Genomic DNA, 19,226 nt, shown 5'->3' on the forward strand with positions numbered 1-19,226 from the left:
TAAAAAATACTTACTTTGCAAATATAATAATAAAAGAATGTTGTCAATAGTAATTCCAACTTATAATTATTTCACGCTTCCATTAGTAAAGGAATTGCAACAACAGGCAACTTCAGAAACTATCAATTTTGAAATTATTGTTTTGGATGATGCTTCCGATAATTTACAAATTAGAAATCAAAATCTAGAAATTAACACATTAGATAATTGTAGATTTTTAGTTAATGATAAAAATTTAGGTCGTGGCCAAACGATTAATAAATTGGTTTCCTTGGCAAAGTACAACTTACTAATAATATTAGATTGCGATACCAAACCAAAAGACCATTTATTTATTCGAAATTATTTACGATTCAAAGAAAGTTCAAATGCAAAAATAGCTTTTGGAGGAATAATTTATGCAGATGAAAAACCGAAGCCAAGTGAGATGCTTCGATGGGTTTACGGTAGAAAACGAGAATCTGTCTCTGTTGAAAATCGGATAAAAAATCCTTATAAATTGGCATTAACTTCGAATCTTTTGGTAGAAAAACAAGTTATGATTGACAATCCTTTTCATGCAGAAATCACTGAATACGGATTTGAAGATATGGTTTTAATGCTTGATTTAAAGAAAAAAAATATTGAAATCAATCATGTCGACAATCCGTTATATCATTTAAAACTAGATACTTCTATTGATTTTATAACTAAATTTCATAGTTCGCTACGCAACTTAAAGAAATTATCAGACAAAAAAATCATCTCCCACAACGATTCTCAAATAACAAAAGTTTTTTATTGGATTAAAAGATTTAAATTAGTTGCTCTATTCGCATTTGCATTTACTAAATTTGAAAAAATACTGGTACAAAATCTAGTTTCTCAGTCGCCTTCAGTTTTTCTATTTGATTTGTATCGATTGGGTTATTTTTGCAAAATAAATTTAAAATGAAACCTTACTTTTCAGTAATTATTCCTTTGTACAATAAAGAAAACTTTATTCTTAATACTATAAAAAGTGTTTTGAATCAGACTTTTACTGATTATGAAATTATACTTGTCGAAGACTGTTCTACTGATAAAAGTCTTGAAATTGTTTCTAACAATGTGAATGGTAAAGTTAGAATTATTAGGCATGAAAAAAACAAAGGACTTTCGGCCTCTAGAAATACCGGAATTAAAAATGCGAATGCAAATTATTTAGCTTTTCTTGACGCCGATGATTTATGGAAAGAGGACTATCTACAAGAGTTATTTCAACTGATAAATGAATTTCCTAGAGCTTATTTATTTGCAACAAATTATGAAGAATTTTATGCTGACGACAAGATTTTACTGCCTGAAAATAATTCTAAAAAACTACAAAACAATTCATTAATAACTGATTTTTTCGAGATTAGTTTGGCGCAACCATTGTATTGTCCGTCAAGTTTTTGTGTTGAAAAATCAGTATTTGAAACTATTGGTTATTATGACGAAACAATAACTTTTGGTGAAGATGTTGATTTTAACATTCGAGCTAATAGTGAATTCATCCTCGCCTACTCTAAAACTCCTTTGGTTCACTATTTAATGTTGTCTGAAAATCAAATTACCCAAAGTAAAATAAGTGGAAAAATCATTACTAACTTTGATAAGTTTGAAATTAATAATTGCAGTAAATCATTGAAAAAATTTCTTGATTTTCATAGATATATAATGGCAAAACATTATAAATTAGAGGGAAATTATGAAAATTTCATGAAGATGAAAAACGGAATTTCTACTTCAAGTTTAAATAATCAACAACTTATATTATTGAATTTGCCTTCATCAGTTTTGAAATTTGCAAATCAAATTAAAGCTCTATTTTTATCAAAAGGAATCCGATTTACTACTTATGATTAGTTTTTAAATAAGCAACAAAATCATCATAATTTCTGATGTAATCTTCTTCACTAAAAACGTCTGAAGCGATAACTAAACATACCGAACCAGAAGAAAAATTCTCTAATTCTCGCCAAATATTTCTGTTAATTAGTAAACCTTTATCAGGTTTATTTAGAGTAACTTTTTGCGTTTTATCTCCGTCTTTTAAAATCACATCAAAACTTCCTGAAAGCGGAATTAAAAACTCTAACTGTTCTTTATGAGCATGTCCGCCTCGTTTCGCCGAACTTGGAACATCAAATAAATAATAAACGCGTTTCACTTCAAACGGAAGGACATTACCTTCAATTATAGCAATATTCCCTCTGTAATCTTCAATTTTAGGAATTTCAATTATTTGGATATTCATTAGTTTAGCGAATTTAAAAGTTGCAACCATTGATTTCCAATATTTTCAATCGAAAATTTCTCAACACTTGACTTTGCATTATTTTTACAATGTAAATATAGCTTTTTGTCAGAAATCATTTCGTTCATAGCAACAATCATTTTCTCTTTATTTTGATTCTCTACTAAAATACCGTTTTCGTTATTACTAATAATTTCATTTGGACCCGATTTACAATCGAATGAAATAACCGGAGTTTCACAAGCTAAAGATTCTAGTAAAACCGTAGGAAAACCTTCATTTTTACTAGTTAAAATAGTAAATATTGCTTTCAAATAAAAAGGAAATGGGTTTTCAATTTTTCCTTTAAAAATGATTTTGTCCTGTAAATTTAATGACAAGACTTGTTTTTCATATTCCAATTTTAAGTTGCCTTCACCTATTATCAGTAATTTATAATTTGAATTTGGCAAATCCGATTTAGAATAACAATCAATCAATTTGTCGAATTGTTTTACATCATTATTCATGTTTCCAACTGCCAAAATATAATCGAAATCTACATCAATTGGATATTGCGATTGTTTCTTAATGAATTCAAAATCAATTGGATTGTAGATAGTTTGAACCTGATAGTAACTGTATTTTTCGATAACTTTAGTTTCAATTGCTTTAGAAACTGTCACAATTTTTTTAGCATTTGAATAAATAGATTTTGCAAGAAAAGTAGTTTTAGGAAAATATAGATTGGTCATAAAACTATGAACCATCTTTATAACTGGCGCATTGTAAACAAATTTTGTAATGAAATATTCCTGCCATTGCTTATTGATTACTCGCGTTTCAATTATAAAATCGAATTGATTTTGCTTGAAAAATCGATTCAAAATTTTTAATCTGTGTATTCTATCAAAAAGATTAAAACCTCCTTTTTTTAGTTTGCCAAGATTTAAAATTTCACCAGCAAATTCATACTCAACGCGGTCAATTACAATAACATGATGCACGTCACAATTATTGGCAACGAAGAATTGTGATAAAATTGCCGAACATCTTTCGGCACCACCACCAGCAAGCTGTTCAGAAACAATACAAATTCTAAAAGACTTTTTTGCAGTAACGCTCAATTTTTGATTATTTTAGCAACAAATATAAGCAAAAGTGAGAATATTATTAATTGGTGAGTTCAGTCGTCTGCACAATTCCTTAAAAGAAGGATTGGAATTGTTGGGACACGAAGTTTGTATCGTTGCCAATGGCGATGGCTTCAAGAATTACCCGGTTGATTTATCCACAAGAGCAAAATGGTTTGAAACAAAAATTGGCATATTTTTTAAAAAATTACTTTATAAAACGATTGGCTTTGATGTATTAAAATTGGAGTTTGGAATTCGGTTTTATTTTCATTTGAACAAATTAAAAAACTACGATGTTGTCCAATTGATTAATGAAGCGCCAATTCAAACTATTCCTTGGCTAGAACGCTATCTGCTAAAAAAAATCTTTCATCAAAATAAGGATGCTTACCTTTTATGTTGCGGAGTTGACTATTTAGTAGCCAAACATTTGGTCGAAAAAAAGGAACGGTATTCGATTATGAATCCGTATTTTGAAAATAAAAATTTGTATGTCGAATATAAATTTATTTATGATTTCTTAAGTAAAAATCATAAAAAAACTCACGATTTAGTTTATAAAAACATCAAAGGAGTTTATGCTTCAGATATTGATTACGTAAATCCGATAAAGAATGAAAAAAAAATTATCGGATTGCTTCCAAACCCAATAAACGCTGATAAAATTAAGTTTATCGATTTAAAAATTGATGGTACAATAAAAATTTTTCTCGGTATTAATAGTAGCACTTATAACACGAAAGGAATTGTTTTTTTTGAGAAAGCATTGGAAGTTGTTAGCAAAAAATATGAGGATAAAATTGAGATTATAATCGCTCAAAATTTACCCTATCAAGAGTACATAAAACTTTATGATAGTTCGCATATTGTTCTAGATCAGGTCTATGCTTTTGATCAAGGTTATAATGCGCTAGAAGCAATGGCTAAAGGAAAAGTTGTGTTTACTGGTGCCGAAAAAGAATTTGAAAATTATTACAATTTACAAGATGAAGTAGCCATAAATGCATTGCCAGATGTTGATTATTTGGTAACAACTTTATCTTATTTAATAGAAAATCCAACAAAAATTACTGAGATTGGAATTCGGTCACGAAAATTTATTGAGAAAGAACATGATTACAGATTTATTGCAGAAAAATACTTAAAAACTTGGGGTTAAAAATGAATACAATACAAAGACCAAAGATTGATGATGTTTTCACATTTGATTTTACTTTCACAGAAGAAGAAATTCAACTTTATGCCAAAATTTCTGGAGATTGCAATCCAATTCATGTATCAGAAAGTTATTCTAAAGACACTATTTTTGGACGTTGTATTGTTCATGGATATTATAGTATTAGTATTTTTTCAAAGGTTTATGGAACCCTTTTATATCCAGAAGAACATATTTTAATCAGTCAGAATGCAAAATATTTAAAACCTATATTTACAGGAATTGAATATACTTCAATCTTCACAGTGAAAGAAATTCATCCTGATAAAAACAGAGTTTTATATAAAAACGAAATTTTCCAAAAAGAAACTGGCGAACTTAAAGTTACTGGCGAAGCATTATTGATGAATCGAAAACATTATAGTTGGTAAATCAATTTAAAACGTTTTAAGTAAGAAACTTATTTAAGCCAAACGGAAGTTTAAGATGGTTTTTAATGAAAATTATGCCAATCAAAATCATAATATATTCGAACGGAAAACTATAACGAGCATTGGTTCCATATGTAATTAAACCTTGTAAAATTGAAGTTGCAAAAACAATTGTAACTAAAATAAATTCGTTTGTAATTATTTTATTTTTGAAAAATCGATATAAGTAAAATGGTACTAAAAGGATGAAGCCATATTTAAAAATATTGAATAATTTTCTTTGAACGAACCAAGCGCTATCAAAAATTAATTCTTGATTTTTAGATTTAAACCCTTGAATGTCAATCGCAATACTTGGTCTCCAAAAATACAACCAAGATTTAGTAATCACTTGCTTACAATAGTCTTTTGGATTATTCTTTATAGTTTCAACAGAATATTTTGCTAGTTCATTAGACATTTCAGCAAAACTTAATTTTTTATAATCGTAAACTCCAATTGTGTAAATTTCCAAAATTGCCATTGCGGCACTTTGATTTTTGTTTTTTTGTAAAATTAAATCTCTACGTTCGGCATAAGGTTCATAAATCCATTGGTATTCTTTTGGACCTTTTTCGGCAAAATACACGCAATTTTGTGATAAATTAAAACCTAAAAATGTTGACGATGTAAATGTCCCAGTATTGATTTTATTGACATAAGACCAACCAAAATAAGACACTAAAGAAAAGAATAAAACAATAATTCTGGGATTAATAATTCTTTTAAAATTGAAATTTTTCAATACTATAAAACCATAAATAATAAATGGAATAAAAGCAAAAAAAGGTTTGATAAGCGTTAAAAAACCTAATAAGAAACTCATTAACACATCTATTTTAAAACTTTGATTATCAATGTAATTATTAGAAATTAAATAGAAAACAATGGAAAGAAAAAAAAGACATAAACTTTCTACCAAAATAACAGATTCATAAAAGTAAATGTTGAATAAACTTTGCAGAAAGAGCACAATCCATAAACTATTTGTCCTTGAAAAATTAAAATTTAATATGGTTTTATACCAAAATAATGCTGCTATAATTCCTAAAATATGCTGATATAAAACTACAATTTTAACGGAATTAAAAGCTAGTAAAAGTAAGATTGGATAACCAGGAGTTCGCTCACCATTATATCCTAGCAAATTAAAATCTGCAATTCTTTTAGCCAAATTTTGATAAGTAACAGAATCATTTTCAATTATAATTTTATCGTATAAAAATAAATTCAGAATCACTCTGTAAAAAATGGCGAATAAAATTAGAATGATAAACTCTCTATTTTTAAAAGCAAACAAATTGATAGAATCTTTAAATTTAGTATCCATAAGTCTATTTTGAAAAGCTGTTATTTCCTTTGTTCCAAATTAGATTACTATTTAAAACATAATCTCTAACAAATAAAAGTAAGATAAAAACAATTAAATATTCAAATGGGAAACTGTATTTTCCGTTAGTTCCGTACGTTGTAAGCGCTTGTAATAGTGAAATACACCAAATAAGCACTGAAAAAACTGTTTGAAAATTAAACATCTTTTTTACAAGAAGCATGTAAATATAAAACAACGATATGGGCAAAAATAAAAATTTTAGGATTGTAAAAAGAAGATTTTGAAAAGTTGAAATTTTTGTTATCCAGAAATCAGTATTTTGATTTTCAAATTTTATAAAATCTTTAATATCAAAGGTTATCCAAAAGTCAAGCCATGATTTTGTAATTACTTGTTTCAGATAATCTTGAAAATTTGCTTTAATTGTGGCATCAGCAAATTTTCCAAATTCATTTGAGAGATCTGCAAATTCCATATTTTTATATTTGAACTCACCTGCATTAATCGCAAACCAAATTGACATTGATGGATCTTCATTCTTCTTAATAGCAATTTCTCGATGTCTAACATAAGGTTCAATAATCCAATCGTATTCTTTTGGTCCTTTTTCTGCAAAGTAAACGCAATTTTGAATCTTATTTATACCAAAATAAGTGGTTGAAGTATAATATCCAGTGAATTTTTGAACAACTAAGGACCATCCGAAAAATAGCACTAATGGTGCAATTAAAATAATCAATTTACGATTTAAAATTGTTTTAATACTGGGCTTATTTATAAAACGTAATGCAAATAAAATACAAGGTATAACGACAAAAAATGGCTTTATTAAAACCAAATATCCTAAGATAAAACTGAAATAAATTTCAAAACGTATAGATTTTTCTTTCGTTAAATACTCATCGGAAATATGATAAGCTATAATCGATATAAAAAACAATACTAATGCTTCGACTAATATAAAGGTTTCATAAATAAAAATTGATAAAAAGCATTGTAATAAAACTACTGTAAAAAAGCTAAAATCAAATGAAAACTTGAGCTTTAACAAAGTTCTATACCAAATTAAAGCCGTTAAAATTCCTAATAAAAATTGAAGAATAACCGCACCACTTTTACCTGTAGCAATAAATATAAATAAAGGATAACCAGGACTTCGTTCACCAATGAAACTTCCTTTTTTACTTTGCTCTTTTTCGATAAAGGCATTATTAGTATTGGTGTTTAGATTATGATCGTTATCCTTTTGTTCATCAAATAATTTATCAAAATACAGTTTTCCATGTTCTGATATTTTTTCAGAAAAATGATTAAATGCCCAACTATCTGGACATTCAGAAACTTTAAAGCCGTATAATGAAAATAAAAATAGCCTTATAAAAACACAAATCAAGATTAGTCTTAATTCATTTTTTGAAAAGTATTTGTAGAACGTAAAACTCATTTTTTTATCAATTAAATAATTCTATTTACAACTATCAAAATAAAGTATACCCAACTGAAAAGGGACTTTTAAAAAATCTGAAAATTTTATTTTAGAATTTCCAATTTCTTTCCATTCATATAATGGAATTTCGGCGACACAATTTTGCAAATTATTACCATTCTTTTTTAAGCGTAAAAGTAATTCCACATCAAACAACCATTTAGTTTGAAAAGGTTTTTCGAACAGTGTTGCGCATAACTTTGCATTAATAATTTTAGCTCCACATTGCGTATCGTAAACCGGAGTTTTTAGAATAAAATGACTAACTATTGTTGCAAAAACTCTTCCTAAATAATGTCTTAAAAGAGACCGTTCAACTTTATTTCCAATTAATTTAATTCGGCTTCCCATTATAAAAATAACTGTTTCGCTTGTAGAAATATAATCGTAAAGTTTTATAAATTCATTGACTGGAGTAGCTAAATCTGCATCTAAATATCCTATAAAATTATATTTTTCAATAGCTGTTTTTAAAACTCCATTTCTAATTGCTTCTGCTTTTCCAACATTTTTAGGTAATGACAAAACAGTGCAGTTTTGATGCGTATTGGAAAGTGACTTTAAAATAGTATTTGTATTGTCAGAACTACCATCGTCCACCAATAAGAAATCAACATCAGAATAACGCTGAAAAAGATTTGCAAAAGATGGCGAAAATCTAAATTCTTCGTTGTAAAAAGGAATTATACAGAGTAGTTTTATCATAATTTGCTTTGTTTCAAATAAAACAATTTTCTAAACATAAACAAAATTAAAACAAACGTAATCAAATTAGCATAGAAATAGGCTTGTAAAACTCCTTCAACTGCGCTCGTTTTTAGCAAATAATAGGATAATAAAAAATAGGATAAATTAAATAGGATTTCTCCAATAAAATACCTTTTCATCATTGTCTTTACAACAATTTGAAAACCAAAAGCCAAGGTTATTACTTTGACAAAATCGCCTGCTAATTGCCAAATTAGTAATTCATTAATACTTGAAAACTCATCTGAAAATACAAACCTTATAATTAGCGCCTTACAGAAAAAAATTACTATTAGCATAATTATAAACAAAGGAACTAATGTTTTAAAATAAGACTTTAATTCGGTTTTAAATTCTTCGTCTGTATTTAAAGAGGCTAATTTAGGCATATAATACAGTGATAAACCTGTATTAAAAAAAAGCATATAAAAAGAGGAAAATCTATTCACGGCATCCCAAACGCCAGCTTCATTAATAGAATAATTTTGAACGATTGTATTTCTGATTAAAATTAGTGTAAATGGAGCAATAACTGCACTCAATAACGCCATCAAAATGAATTTTTTTATTACATTAAAATACTTGCTACTAATTACTTTTTGTAAATCAAATTTAAAGTATTCCGCATCTTTTAATACAAAAAGAAAAGTGATAAAAACCATTAAAAGTTCTCCAATCGCAATCGATAAAAGTCCGCCTACAATATTTTTTTTCCAAATTAATAACGCTGTTACAAGAAAAATCAACACATTTGAAATAATTTGCATTATTACAATGCTTTTAAATTTTTCTAATCCATTGTAAATAGCCAACCAAAATGTATTTATTACCATTAAAGGTAAAAGGAGTGCAAAAAACTGAATTGGAATTTTATAGGAGTTAGTATAAAATAGAAATTCAGAAATAGTTTCTGAAAACAATAAAACTAAACATGTTAAAAGGAATGAAACTAGTAATAATATCCAAAAAAAAGTGGAGTAAATAATTGACAGTTCTTTTTTATCACTCTTATTTTCGACAAATAATTTAACAATGGAATTGCTTATTCCCATTGTAGCAATAGACTTTATCATGACAGAAAAGTTTCTAAAACTTCCCATTAAAGCCATTCCAGATGAACCCAAATAAACAGAAATAATTCGCGTTGAAAGTATACCTAATACAAAACTTATTGCCACCGAAATTGAGTTTAGTGACAGTACTTTTAATAATTTGTTTTGATTAAGTAATTTTAACATTATAAATTTCGTATCACTTTAGCCGGACTTCCAGCAGCAAAAACATTAGGAGGAATATCTTTAGTAACCACAGAGCAAGCTCCGATTATTGAATTCTCACCAATAGTTACACCTTTAAATACAACTGAATTATAAAAAATCACAACATTATTTTCAATTCTAATCTTTGCAGATTTAACATCTCCATCCATTCTTTTCGAAGGATCAAGATCATGACCATCGGTATCAACAAGAAAACAATTAATACCGATCATTACATCGTTACCCAACGAAATACCTGTTGTAGCCTGGATTGTTGCTCCATTTGCCATAACAACATTATTTCCAAATTTAACTTCAGTATCTTTTCCGGATGCAAGAATATAATTATAACTTGAATAAGTATAATGCGCTGCAACAACGCCTATTTGAACATTTTCACCAAAAGAAATTTTGCCTTCACCTTTTAAAAGTAGCGGAATAAATAGCTTGGGATTTCCTGTAACATTAGTGCAATTTGAAAGTAATTTGTACTTCCAAATTCTACATTTAACAAAAAACAATTGTTTTAATTTATCTACAATACTCATTTAATATCTATTTAAAATTTCAACTACAAAACTAACCTCTTCATCGGTCATTATTGGACTAATAGGCAAACTCAAAACCTCATCATGTATTTTTTCTGAAATTGGAAAAGATAAGTCATTCCAGTTTTGAAAAGCTTTTTGTTTATGTGGCGCTATTGGATAATGAATTACAGTTTCTATTTGGTTTTTTAATAAATAATCCTGCAATTGTTGACGATTTTTACTTCGAATGACAAAAATGTGAAATACATGAGATTTTAGTGAATCAACTTTTGGAAGTACAATTTTACCATTCTTAATTTCAGATAAATAACGTTTTGCAATTTGTCGTCGCTTATCATTTTCAGCATCTAAAAAAGGTAATTTTACGTTTAAAAAAGCCGCTTGAAGTTCATCCAATCTTGAATTGATTCCGATGAATTCATTGTAATATTTTTTATTAGAACCGTAATTTCGAAGTGAATAAAGCACTTTTGCCAATTCGTCATCATTGGTAGTAATCGCACCAGCATCACCAAGAGCACCTAAATTTTTTCCAGGATAAAAACTAAATCCGGCTGCGTTAGATAAATTTCCTGCCTTACCAGTTTCCAACTTACTTCCATGTGATTGCGCCGCATCTTCAACAACTAGTAAATTGTATCGTTTTGCAATGGCATTTATTTTATCCATTTCTGCAAGTTGTCCGTATAAATGAACCGGTAAAATGGCTCTAGTTTTTGAAGTTATTTTCTCTTCAATTAAATCAGGATTGATATTGTATGTTTCCATATTTGGTTCTACTAAAACCGGAATTAAATCGGCTTGTAAAATTGCCAAAATCGTAGCAATATAAGTATTTGATGGTACAATTACTTCATCACCTTTTTGAAGTTTTCCCAATGCAATATATCCTTTAAAAATCAGAATTAATGCATCCAATCCGTTGGCTACTCCAATGCAATATTTTGTACCGCAGTAACTGGCAAAATTGGTTTCAAATAATCCTACTTCATCGCCAAGAATAAACCAGCCTTTCTCTAAAACCAATTTCATCTTTTCTTGAAATTGCTCTTGATATACTATATTTATTTTCTGTAAATCGAGGAATTTTATCATTGTAAAACCGATTCTAATAATGTATAATTTTTGGTGTCTATTTCATAAAAACTCTGAACAGCAGTTTTTGTTCCGAAAGTTTCTTTCCAAAAAAGTAATCCTTCGTTTATCTTTCTGCCTTGTTCTTCATTGGAAATTCCAAAGTCAAAGAAATTTTTATCATTAAATACATTCGTAATTAAATGATGGTATAAAAAATCTAAACTTCCCAATTCATTTTTATCGTTATTTCCAGAAATGTATTGCGGGTGAGCCACATTATTGGTCACAAAAACTGTTGTTCCTGCTACAATTTTATCATATTGGTAAACGTTAAAATGACGAATATTATTTGGAAAATAACTGTGTAACAAAACAATTTCTTCCAACGAATGAACTGGATTAGTTTGATGTTTTTTACTCATATTCGGAATTAAAATTTCATTCCAAAATAACTCAAAATTGAGTTCTTCTTTAACAACTAAATCATTGCGCTCACCTCTTTTTACACATTGTTTTCTATCTTTCGAAAAAGCAAATGGTTTCGACAAATCAATTACAGAAAGTGCGTCTCTTCTTATTAATTTTGCTTGCAGAATAAACAAACAATAGTCCATTTCATTTGATAAAAAGTCACAATAAAAACCTGGTATTTCTTTAATGTTTAATTTTGAAATTCCATTACCATCGAGAAATTCTAAAATACTTTTAAAGATTAAAATCGTAGAACTTAATTTTGCTTTTTGACTCAAAACCAATCCGCCATAAGTCAATCCGCTGTGCGAAAAAACAGTATCTTCTACTCTATTTGCTGGCAAAACGGCAACTAATTTATTTTCATCAAAAACTAATAGAGAACAATCTTGAAAACGATCTTTATGGTATTCCATAAAATTTCTATGAAATAAAAATGTAGCGTTTTTGGCAACACTTATAAAAGCATTCCAAACCTCAAAATCTGCTGTCGTGTATTGTCTAACTAGGTATTTTTTCACACTATATTTTAAAACTTTGGAAAATTACGGAATTATTTATTAACAAAACCGATTTCAAAAATAGTTATAATTAAAAATAAATGACTATTTTTAAACTTCTAATATTTAAATTTTAAAGTGAATTTAAAACTACATTATTATTGCTTTAGTATTTTTTTGCTCTCCATTTGTTCAATTTACGGACAAAATGTAGCATTATACAATCAATTTAATGGTCGTTACGACTTTACTTTTATAGGAAACACAATGAATGTTGCCGAAAATACAGCAAATGATCCATGTGTAATTTTAACTAGCTCATCGGCAACTTATAATATGAATCCTGGCGATGTTGTGCAAAGTGCCTATTTGTATTGGGCTGGCTCTGGTACAGGTGATTTCAATGTGAATTTAAATGGAACACCAATTGTCGCAGAAAGAACTTTTGCTCTTACTTTGGCAAGTTCTGGAATGCCATTTTTTAGTGCTTTTGCAGATGTAACTTCGTTAGTTTCAACAACTGGTTCAGGAAATTATACTTTATCAAATTTAGATGTTTCAAGTTTTTTAAATCCAAATGATTATTGCATTAACGGAACTAACTTTGCAGGTTGGGCAATCGTAATTGTTTATCAAAACAATGCTTTGCCACTAAATCAGCTCAATGTTTATGATGGTTTGCAAAATGTTCCAAATGCGCTTACCATCAATTTGAGTAGCCTCAATGTTATTGACAATGCCGATGCCAAAATTGGTTTTGTAGCTTGGGAAGGCGATCGAAATATTGCTGTAACTGAAACGCTTACTATAAATGGAAATATCATTAGTAATCCGCCATTAAACCCAGCAAATAATGCATTTAACGGAACAAATAGTATAACAGGAAGCACGACGTTGTACAATATGGATTTGGATATTTATAACATAGAAAATAATATCGCCATTGGTGATACGTCGGCACTTATTCAGCTTACTTCGGGTCAAGATTTTGTAATGATTAATACGGTTGTAACCAAATTAAATAGCCAATTACCAGATGCAACTATTAGTATTGACGAAATTATTGAAGAATGTAATTCGCGATTAATAGAAGTCAATTTTACAGTTTACAATACTTTAAGTACCAATGAACTTCCTCCAGGAACACCAATCGCAATTTATGCTAACGGTGAGTTCATTCAATATACAGAAACTACTTTGCCAATTCCTATTGATGGTAGTTGGAGTAGTCAAGTTACTATCGAAATTCCTGAAAATATTCCTGATGGTTTTACACTTTTATTTGTAGTCGATGATGACGGAACTGGAACAGGAATTGTAACCGAATTATTAGAAAACAACAATACCGATCAAGAAATTATAACGTTTAATATTTCTCCTAATTTTAATGATTTAGAACCAATAATTAGCTGTAATCAAGGCCTGACAAGCGGAACATTTGACTTTGTAAATTATGACGAACTAGTTTTAGCCAATTCAACAGATGCTTTTATTGGTTATTACGAATCGTATGAAGATGCAGAAAATGATGTTAATGAAATTTTAAACATAACAAATTACAATGCAATTGCAACGCCAAAAGAAATTTTTATTCGAGTTGAAAACGAAAATTGTTTTGCAATCACTTCCTTTTTATTAGAGGTACGAAATTGTCCGCCGACAGTTTATAATTATGTTTCGGCAAATAACGATAATTATAATGAAACATTTTTCATAAAAGGATTAAGTGATATTTTTATAAATTTTGAATTGGAAGTCTACAACCGCTGGGGAAGATTAGTTTGGCAAGGAAACAATCAAACTGAGGATTGGGACGGATTTTCTACGAAAGGATTTAGATTGGACAATGATCTTTCTCCAAAAGGAACTTATTACTACTTACTTTTCTTAAACGATCCCGATTATCCGCAACCATTAACCGGATTTTTATACCTCGAAAAATAACGATAAACCATTTTAAGATGGTCATTTCTAAAAAACTCTGTAATTTAGCAACCTAAAATCAAGCTTTTTTCCATTGAAACAAATAACCTCTTCACAAAATCCGTTTATAAAATCGTTAGTTCAACTGCAAGAAAAAGCGAAATCTCGAAAACAATCGGGTACGTTCTTAATTGAGGGAAAACGTGAAATCGAACTTGCAATAAAAGGAAATTACGAATTGGAAACGGTATTATTTTTACCCGAATTAATTTCAGAAGAGCAACTTACTAAACTATCAAAATTGGGAATTAATTTGATAGAAATCAATAAAGAAGTCTATCAAAAACTAGCCTATCGCGATACAACCGAAGGAATTATTGCCGTTGCAAAAACGAAATCCTTAGCATTACAAGATTTAGAATTGCCTAAAAATCCATTGATTTTGGTAATGGAATCCATTGAAAAACCTGGAAATATTGGTGCAATGCTTCGAACGTGTGATGCTGCAAATATCGATGCCGTAATTATAGCTAATCCAAAAACCGATTTATACAACCCAAACATTGTTCGCTCAAGTGTAGGTTGTTTATTTACCAATCAAATTGCTACTGGTTCAACCGAAGATGTCATTAAATTTCTGAAAGAAAAAAATATTGCTATATTTGGTGCTACATTACAGAACTCCAACTTCTACCACACACAAGATTATACTATTCCAACTGCATTAGTCGTTGGCACAGAAGCAACTGGCTTAACTCAAGCTTGGCGCGATGCCGCAACACAAAACGTGATTATTCCGATGCAAGGCGAAATCGATTCTATGAATGTTTCAGTAGCTTCTGCCATTTTATTATTTGAAGCCAAAAGACAACGCGGATTTTAAACAAATAAATAATCTCAGAATTAAAAATAATGAACTATAAAATTTTCTTAGCACTTTTTCTAACTAGTTTTAGCATAAATGCTCAAATTACAGAACCACAACTTGACGAATTAGTTAACAATACATTAAAAACTTTTAACGTCCCAGGAATTGCAGTTGCCATTATAAAGGATGGAAAAATTGTTGTTTCCAAAGGTTATGGAATTGCCAATATTAAAACCCAGAAAAAAGTTGATGGAAATACACTTTTTGGGATTGCTTCTAATAGTAAGGCCTTTACTGCGTCAGCTCTAGCCATGTTAGTCGATGAAAAAAAGATAAACTGGGATGATAAAGTAGTAAAATATCTTCCCGATTTTAAAATGTACAATGATTATGTTACCAATGAATTTACCATTCGTGATTTATTAACGCATCGAAGTGGATTAGGTCTTGGAGCAGGAGATTTAATGATTTGGCCCGACGGTCATGATTTCACTCCTAAAGACATTGTAAAAAACATTCAGTACCTAAAACCTGTTTCCGGATTTAGAGCACAATATGATTATGACAATTTATTGTATGTAATTGCTGGTGAAGTAATAGAAAAAGTTTCAGGAAAAAGTTGGTGTGATTATGTCGATGAACGCATTTTGAAACCATTGCAAATGAACAACAGCGCTGCTTCATGGAATCGTCTAAAAGACAGTACAAATACGATTGCCCCACATGTTCCAACAGATGGAAAACTTGAAATTATTCCAAGATATAAAAATTCGATATTTGATGCAGCAGCCGGAATTTATGCAAGCACAAACGACTTATCTAAATGGGTTATTGCACAATTAAACAAAGGAAAGTACGGCGAAAACCAGAGATTATTTAGCGAAAAGCAACATTTAGAAATGTGGACGCCACAAACCATTTTACCTAACAGAAATAATTATCCTTACAAAAGTAATTTCAAAGCTTATGGCTTGGGATGGCAATTGACCGATATCAATGGTTACTTACAAGTTTCTCATACCGGCGGATTAGACGGAATTGTAACGCAAACTATTATGTTTCCAGAAATTCAACTTGGAATAATAGTTTTAACAAATCAACAAAATGGCGCCGCTTTCAATACAATTTCTAACACAATCAAAGACAGCTATTTAGGATTACCTTATTTTAATCATTTAGAATATTTGTCTAAAGGAAGAAAAGAACAAGAAGACGATGCCGATAAAGTAACAGCTGAAGTTTGGGAAACTGTGTCAAAAAATGCAGCTCAAAATTACATCAAAAAGAATGCTTCAAAACTAATTGGAACCTATAAAGATAATTGGTTTGGAGAAGTTAAAATATCCGAGAAAAAAGGAAAACTTTACTTTGCTTCTTCGCGTTCCAAAAGACTTGTTGGTGAAATTTTTTATTACAAAAATAATAGCCTAGCTGTAAAATGGAATGTGAGAAGTTTTCATGCCGATGCGCTTATCAATTTTGATGTAGATACCAACGGAACAATTACTCATTTTAAAATGGATGCTATTTCTCCAATGACCGATTTTAGCTATGATTTTCAAGATTTAGATTTTACTAGAGTTAACTAATTATGGTGTTTTAAACTTACTGAAAAAGCTAAAAATAAATGTAGAATTTGTTGGATACAATTTGCACAATTCAATTCTTATTATTATTTTTAGCTAATTGAAGATTAGGCCATGATAGAGATCGATTTAGAAGAAGAAAAAAAAGCATTAGCTCGCGAGTACAAAGAATTACTACGTATTAGTTATCAAACACTTACACCTGAAGATAAAAAACTTATTAGAAAAGCGTTTGATGTGGCAGTTGATGCTCACAAAGACCAACGACGTAAATCTGGTGAAGCCTATATTTTTCACCCTATCGGTGTTGCCAAAATTGTTGCTTCAGAAATTGGACTTGGACCAACGAGCATAGCCGCGGCTTTACTTCACGATGTGGTTGAAGATACACCAATTACAGTAGAAGATATTGAAAAACAATTCAATCCAAAAATTGCGCAACTTGTAGAAGGTTTAACCAAAATCTCTCAAGTTAAAAAAGACATGAACATCTCAATGCAAGCGGAAAATTTCCGTAAAATGCTGTTGACTTTAAATGATGATGTTCGTGTAATTCTGATAAAAATCGCCGACAGATTGCACAATATGCAAACTATGGATTCAATGCCCGATTACAAACAAGTAAAAATTGCATCAGAAACGTTATACATTTATGCGCCACTTGCCCATCGATTGGGATTGTACAACATCAAAACAAAATTAGAAGATTTAGGATTAAAATATACAGAACCAGCTGTTTATAATGATATTGTAAGCAAAATGAAGGAAACAAAAGAAGAACAAGACGAATATATAAAATTAGTTTCTGATGTTTTAAAGAAATCACTTAACGATGAAAGTGTTGATTATACGATAAAAGGTCGACCAAAATCGATTTACTCCATTCGACGAAAAATGCTGGCTCAAAATGTAAGTTTTGATGAAGTTTACGACAAATTTGCACTTCGAATTATTTACAAATCCAACCAACACGACGAAAAATTCTTGGCTTGGAAAATCTATTCCATTGTAACCGATCATTATCGTCCAAGTCCAAGTCGTTTGCGCGATTGGATTTCTTCACCAAAATCAACCGGATACGAAGCACTTCATATTACCGTTATGGGTCCAAAAGGTCGATGGGTTGAAATTCAAGTTCGAAGTGAACGTATGGATGAAATTGCAGAAAAAGGATACGCAGCACATTACAAATACAAACAAGGTGTTACCGAAGAAAATGGTTTGGATGTTTGGTTGAACTTGCTCAAAGAAGCACTAGAAAACTCCGAAACTAATGCGGTAGATTTTGTAGAGGATTTCAAAATGAATTTGTACGCAAAAGAAATCTTTGTTTTTACTCCAAAAGGTGAAATTAAATCACTTCCAAAAGGAGCAACTTCATTAGATTTTGCTTTTAGCATTCACTCAGAAATTGGAATTAAAACTAGAGGAACAAGAGTTAACGGAAAACTAGTTCCATTGAATTACGAATTAAAAAGTGGTGATCAAATAGAAATTATAACTTCTATAAATCAAAAACCAACTATAAACTGGCTCGATTATGTTACCACTTCAAGAGCCAAAAATAAAATCAGAAACGTTCTCAACGAGAATACCAAGAAAATTGCCGAGGAAGGAAAAGAATTATTAACTCGTAAATTAAAACATTTAAAAATTACTTTAAATGAAAATGTGGTTAACGAATTAGTAAATTTCTTCAAATTAAAAACGAGCTTAGATTTGTTTTACCGCGTCGGAATTGGTTCTATTGAAAACCAGCAGTTGAAAGATTATGCGGCTCAAAAAAGCAATACGTTAATCAATTTCTTTAAGAATAAAATCAAACGTTCTCCAAGTACAAATTCTGAAGAAATTCACCGTCAAGAAATTACTAACAATTACGATTTATTGGTTTTTGGAGTAGATCAAGACCGATTAGATTATAAATTATCGTCGTGCTGTAATCCAATTCCAGGTGACGAAGTTTTTGGCTTTGTAACGATAAACGAAGGAATAAAAGTACACAAAAAGGATTGTCCAAATGCCATTAGTATGCAATCTAACTATGCTTACAGAATTATGCAAGCCAAATGGGTTGACTCGTCACAACAAGAATTTAGAGCAGTTCTAAGAATCACCGGAATGGACACTTTGGGATTAACTAATGAGTTAACAAAAGTAATTTCAAACCAAATGCACGTAAACATTCAGAGTATCTCTTTGAGTGGCGAAGCAGGAATTTTTAATGGACAAGTAACTGTTGTAGTTCAAAACAATACCATCCTTAAAAAACTAATGGACAACATTAAAAAAATTGATGGAATTGATAAAGTGTCAAGAGAAAATAAGAACTAAAATAATAACGAATTTTCCTATTATTAACAACACGTTTATAACTTATGTGAAGTTTAGCAGTTAAACTTTTAAACTTTTAAACAAAAAATT

General features: G+C 29.7%; 17 protein-coding genes. 8 read left to right on the forward strand and 9 right to left on the reverse strand.

Translation table 11 applies throughout. The annotated features are described in order from the left end of the window. Positions 1 to 37: 37 nt before the first annotated feature. Positions 38 to 934 (forward strand): glycosyltransferase family 2 protein, encoded by an 897-nt coding sequence (locus LG45_RS11990; protein ID WP_035127528.1) that lies wholly within the window; start codon positions 38 to 40, stop codon positions 932 to 934. Beyond that, positions 931 to 1,869, forward strand: coding sequence for a glycosyltransferase family 2 protein (locus LG45_RS16160; protein ID WP_131494661.1), 939 nt, complete (start codon positions 931 to 933; stop codon positions 1,867 to 1,869). Before LG45_RS11990 ends, LG45_RS16160 begins: the two co-directional genes overlap by 4 nt. On the opposite strand, the gene LG45_RS12000 is transcribed toward LG45_RS16160, so the two are convergent. Beyond that, positions 1,856 to 2,260: a sugar 3,4-ketoisomerase gene (locus LG45_RS12000; protein ID WP_035128389.1), complete on the reverse strand. Its 405-nt coding sequence runs from the start codon at positions 2,258 to 2,260 to the stop codon at positions 1,856 to 1,858. The two genes, LG45_RS16160 and LG45_RS12000, sit on opposite strands and share 14 nt — an antisense overlap. Continuing rightward, positions 2,260 to 3,366: a glycosyltransferase gene (locus tag LG45_RS12005; protein ID WP_035127529.1), complete on the reverse strand. Its 1,107-nt coding sequence runs from the start codon at positions 3,364 to 3,366 to the stop codon at positions 2,260 to 2,262. Before LG45_RS12005 ends, LG45_RS12000 begins: the two co-directional genes overlap by 1 nt. 34 nt (positions 3,367 to 3,400) lie before the next feature. Between LG45_RS12005 and LG45_RS12010 the strand changes: the two genes are divergently transcribed. Continuing rightward, entirely contained in the window at positions 3,401 to 4,534 is a 1,134-nt protein-coding gene (locus tag LG45_RS12010; protein WP_035127530.1) for a glycosyltransferase, read from the forward strand. 2 nt (positions 4,535 to 4,536) lie between these two features. Further along, positions 4,537 to 4,962, forward strand: coding sequence for a MaoC family dehydratase (locus LG45_RS12015; RefSeq protein ID WP_035127531.1), 426 nt, complete (start codon positions 4,537 to 4,539; stop codon positions 4,960 to 4,962). A gap of 16 nt (positions 4,963 to 4,978) precedes the next feature. Here LG45_RS12015 and LG45_RS12020 read toward each other — a convergent pair whose 3' ends face one another. From LG45_RS12020 to LG45_RS12050, 7 genes are read right to left on the reverse strand one after another with little or no spacing between them, the layout of a single operon-like run. Next, positions 4,979 to 6,331: a hypothetical protein gene (locus LG45_RS12020; protein WP_035127532.1), complete on the reverse strand. Its 1,353-nt coding sequence runs from the start codon at positions 6,329 to 6,331 to the stop codon at positions 4,979 to 4,981. A 4-nt stretch (positions 6,332 to 6,335) separates the two neighbouring features. Beyond that, positions 6,336 to 7,778: a hypothetical protein gene (locus tag LG45_RS12025; protein WP_035127533.1), complete on the reverse strand. Its 1,443-nt coding sequence runs from the start codon at positions 7,776 to 7,778 to the stop codon at positions 6,336 to 6,338. 21 nt (positions 7,779 to 7,799) lie between these two features. Further along, the gene (locus LG45_RS12030; RefSeq protein WP_035127534.1) at positions 7,800 to 8,525 is read right to left on the reverse strand and encodes a glycosyltransferase; all 726 of its coding nucleotides are present in this window, start codon (positions 8,523 to 8,525) and stop codon (positions 7,800 to 7,802) included. Beyond that, positions 8,522 to 9,805: an O-antigen translocase gene (locus LG45_RS12035; protein WP_035127535.1), complete on the reverse strand. Its 1,284-nt coding sequence runs from the start codon at positions 9,803 to 9,805 to the stop codon at positions 8,522 to 8,524. Before LG45_RS12035 ends, LG45_RS12030 begins: the two co-directional genes overlap by 4 nt. Continuing rightward, the gene (locus LG45_RS12040) at positions 9,805 to 10,374 is read right to left on the reverse strand and encodes an acyltransferase (protein WP_035127536.1); all 570 of its coding nucleotides are present in this window, start codon (positions 10,372 to 10,374) and stop codon (positions 9,805 to 9,807) included. Before LG45_RS12040 ends, LG45_RS12035 begins: the two co-directional genes overlap by 1 nt. Next, entirely contained in the window at positions 10,375 to 11,472 is a 1,098-nt protein-coding gene (locus LG45_RS12045) for a DegT/DnrJ/EryC1/StrS family aminotransferase (protein ID WP_035127538.1), read from the reverse strand. Then, entirely contained in the window at positions 11,469 to 12,446 is a 978-nt protein-coding gene (locus LG45_RS12050) for a hypothetical protein (RefSeq protein ID WP_035127540.1), read from the reverse strand. Before LG45_RS12050 ends, LG45_RS12045 begins: the two co-directional genes overlap by 4 nt. Positions 12,447 to 12,563: 117 nt before the next feature. On the opposite strand from LG45_RS12050, the gene LG45_RS12055 reads away from it, so the two are divergent. From LG45_RS12055 to LG45_RS12070, 4 genes are all read left to right on the forward strand, one after another. Continuing rightward, on the forward strand, positions 12,564 to 14,369 hold the full coding sequence (locus LG45_RS12055) for a T9SS type B sorting domain-containing protein (protein ID WP_052087582.1): 1,806 nt from the start codon (positions 12,564 to 12,566) through the stop codon (positions 14,367 to 14,369). Positions 14,370 to 14,442: 73 nt separating this feature from the next. Then, positions 14,443 to 15,231, forward strand: a complete 789-nt coding sequence (locus LG45_RS12060) for a TrmH family RNA methyltransferase (RefSeq protein WP_035127542.1) — start codon at positions 14,443 to 14,445, stop codon at positions 15,229 to 15,231. A gap of 29 nt (positions 15,232 to 15,260) precedes the next feature. After that, complete coding sequence (locus LG45_RS12065) at positions 15,261 to 16,805, forward strand: serine hydrolase (protein ID WP_035127543.1); 1,545 nt, start codon at positions 15,261 to 15,263, stop codon at positions 16,803 to 16,805. Between the two features lie 111 nt (positions 16,806 to 16,916). Next, a complete protein-coding gene (locus LG45_RS12070) occupies positions 16,917 to 19,136 on the forward strand; it encodes a RelA/SpoT family protein (protein WP_035127544.1) in 2,220 nt (739 codons plus the stop codon). The last annotated feature ends 90 nt before the right edge of the window (positions 19,137 to 19,226 follow it).

Source organism: Flavobacterium aquatile LMG 4008 = ATCC 11947, assembly GCF_000757385.1.
GTDB lineage: Bacteria > Bacteroidota > Bacteroidia > Flavobacteriales > Flavobacteriaceae > Flavobacterium > Flavobacterium aquatile.

Bases quoted from the DNA above. Each gene is read 5' to 3' on its own strand.
- LG45_RS12040 (WP_035127536.1), bottom strand. From the start codon at position 10,374: ATGAGTATTGTAGATAAATTAAAACAATTGTTTTTTGTTAAATGTAGA.
- LG45_RS12045 (WP_035127538.1), bottom strand. From the start codon at position 11,472: ATGATAAAATTCCTCGATTTACAGAAAATAAATATAGTATATCAAGAG.
- LG45_RS12070 (WP_035127544.1), top strand. From the start codon at position 16,917: ATGATAGAGATCGATTTAGAAGAAGAAAAAAAAGCATTAGCTCGCGAG.
- LG45_RS12020 (WP_035127532.1), bottom strand. From the start codon at position 6,331: ATGGATACTAAATTTAAAGATTCTATCAATTTGTTTGCTTTTAAAAAT.
- LG45_RS12065 (WP_035127543.1), top strand. From the start codon at position 15,261: ATGAACTATAAAATTTTCTTAGCACTTTTTCTAACTAGTTTTAGCATA.
- LG45_RS12015 (WP_035127531.1), top strand. From the start codon at position 4,537: ATGAATACAATACAAAGACCAAAGATTGATGATGTTTTCACATTTGAT.
- LG45_RS11990 (WP_035127528.1), top strand. From the start codon at position 38: ATGTTGTCAATAGTAATTCCAACTTATAATTATTTCACGCTTCCATTA.
- LG45_RS16160 (WP_131494661.1), top strand. From the start codon at position 931: ATGAAACCTTACTTTTCAGTAATTATTCCTTTGTACAATAAAGAAAAC.
- LG45_RS12030 (WP_035127534.1), bottom strand. From the start codon at position 8,525: ATGATAAAACTACTCTGTATAATTCCTTTTTACAACGAAGAATTTAGA.
- LG45_RS12000 (WP_035128389.1), bottom strand. From the start codon at position 2,260: ATGAATATCCAAATAATTGAAATTCCTAAAATTGAAGATTACAGAGGG.
- LG45_RS12025 (WP_035127533.1), bottom strand. From the start codon at position 7,778: ATGAGTTTTACGTTCTACAAATACTTTTCAAAAAATGAATTAAGACTA.
- LG45_RS12035 (WP_035127535.1), bottom strand. From the start codon at position 9,805: ATGTTAAAATTACTTAATCAAAACAAATTATTAAAAGTACTGTCACTA.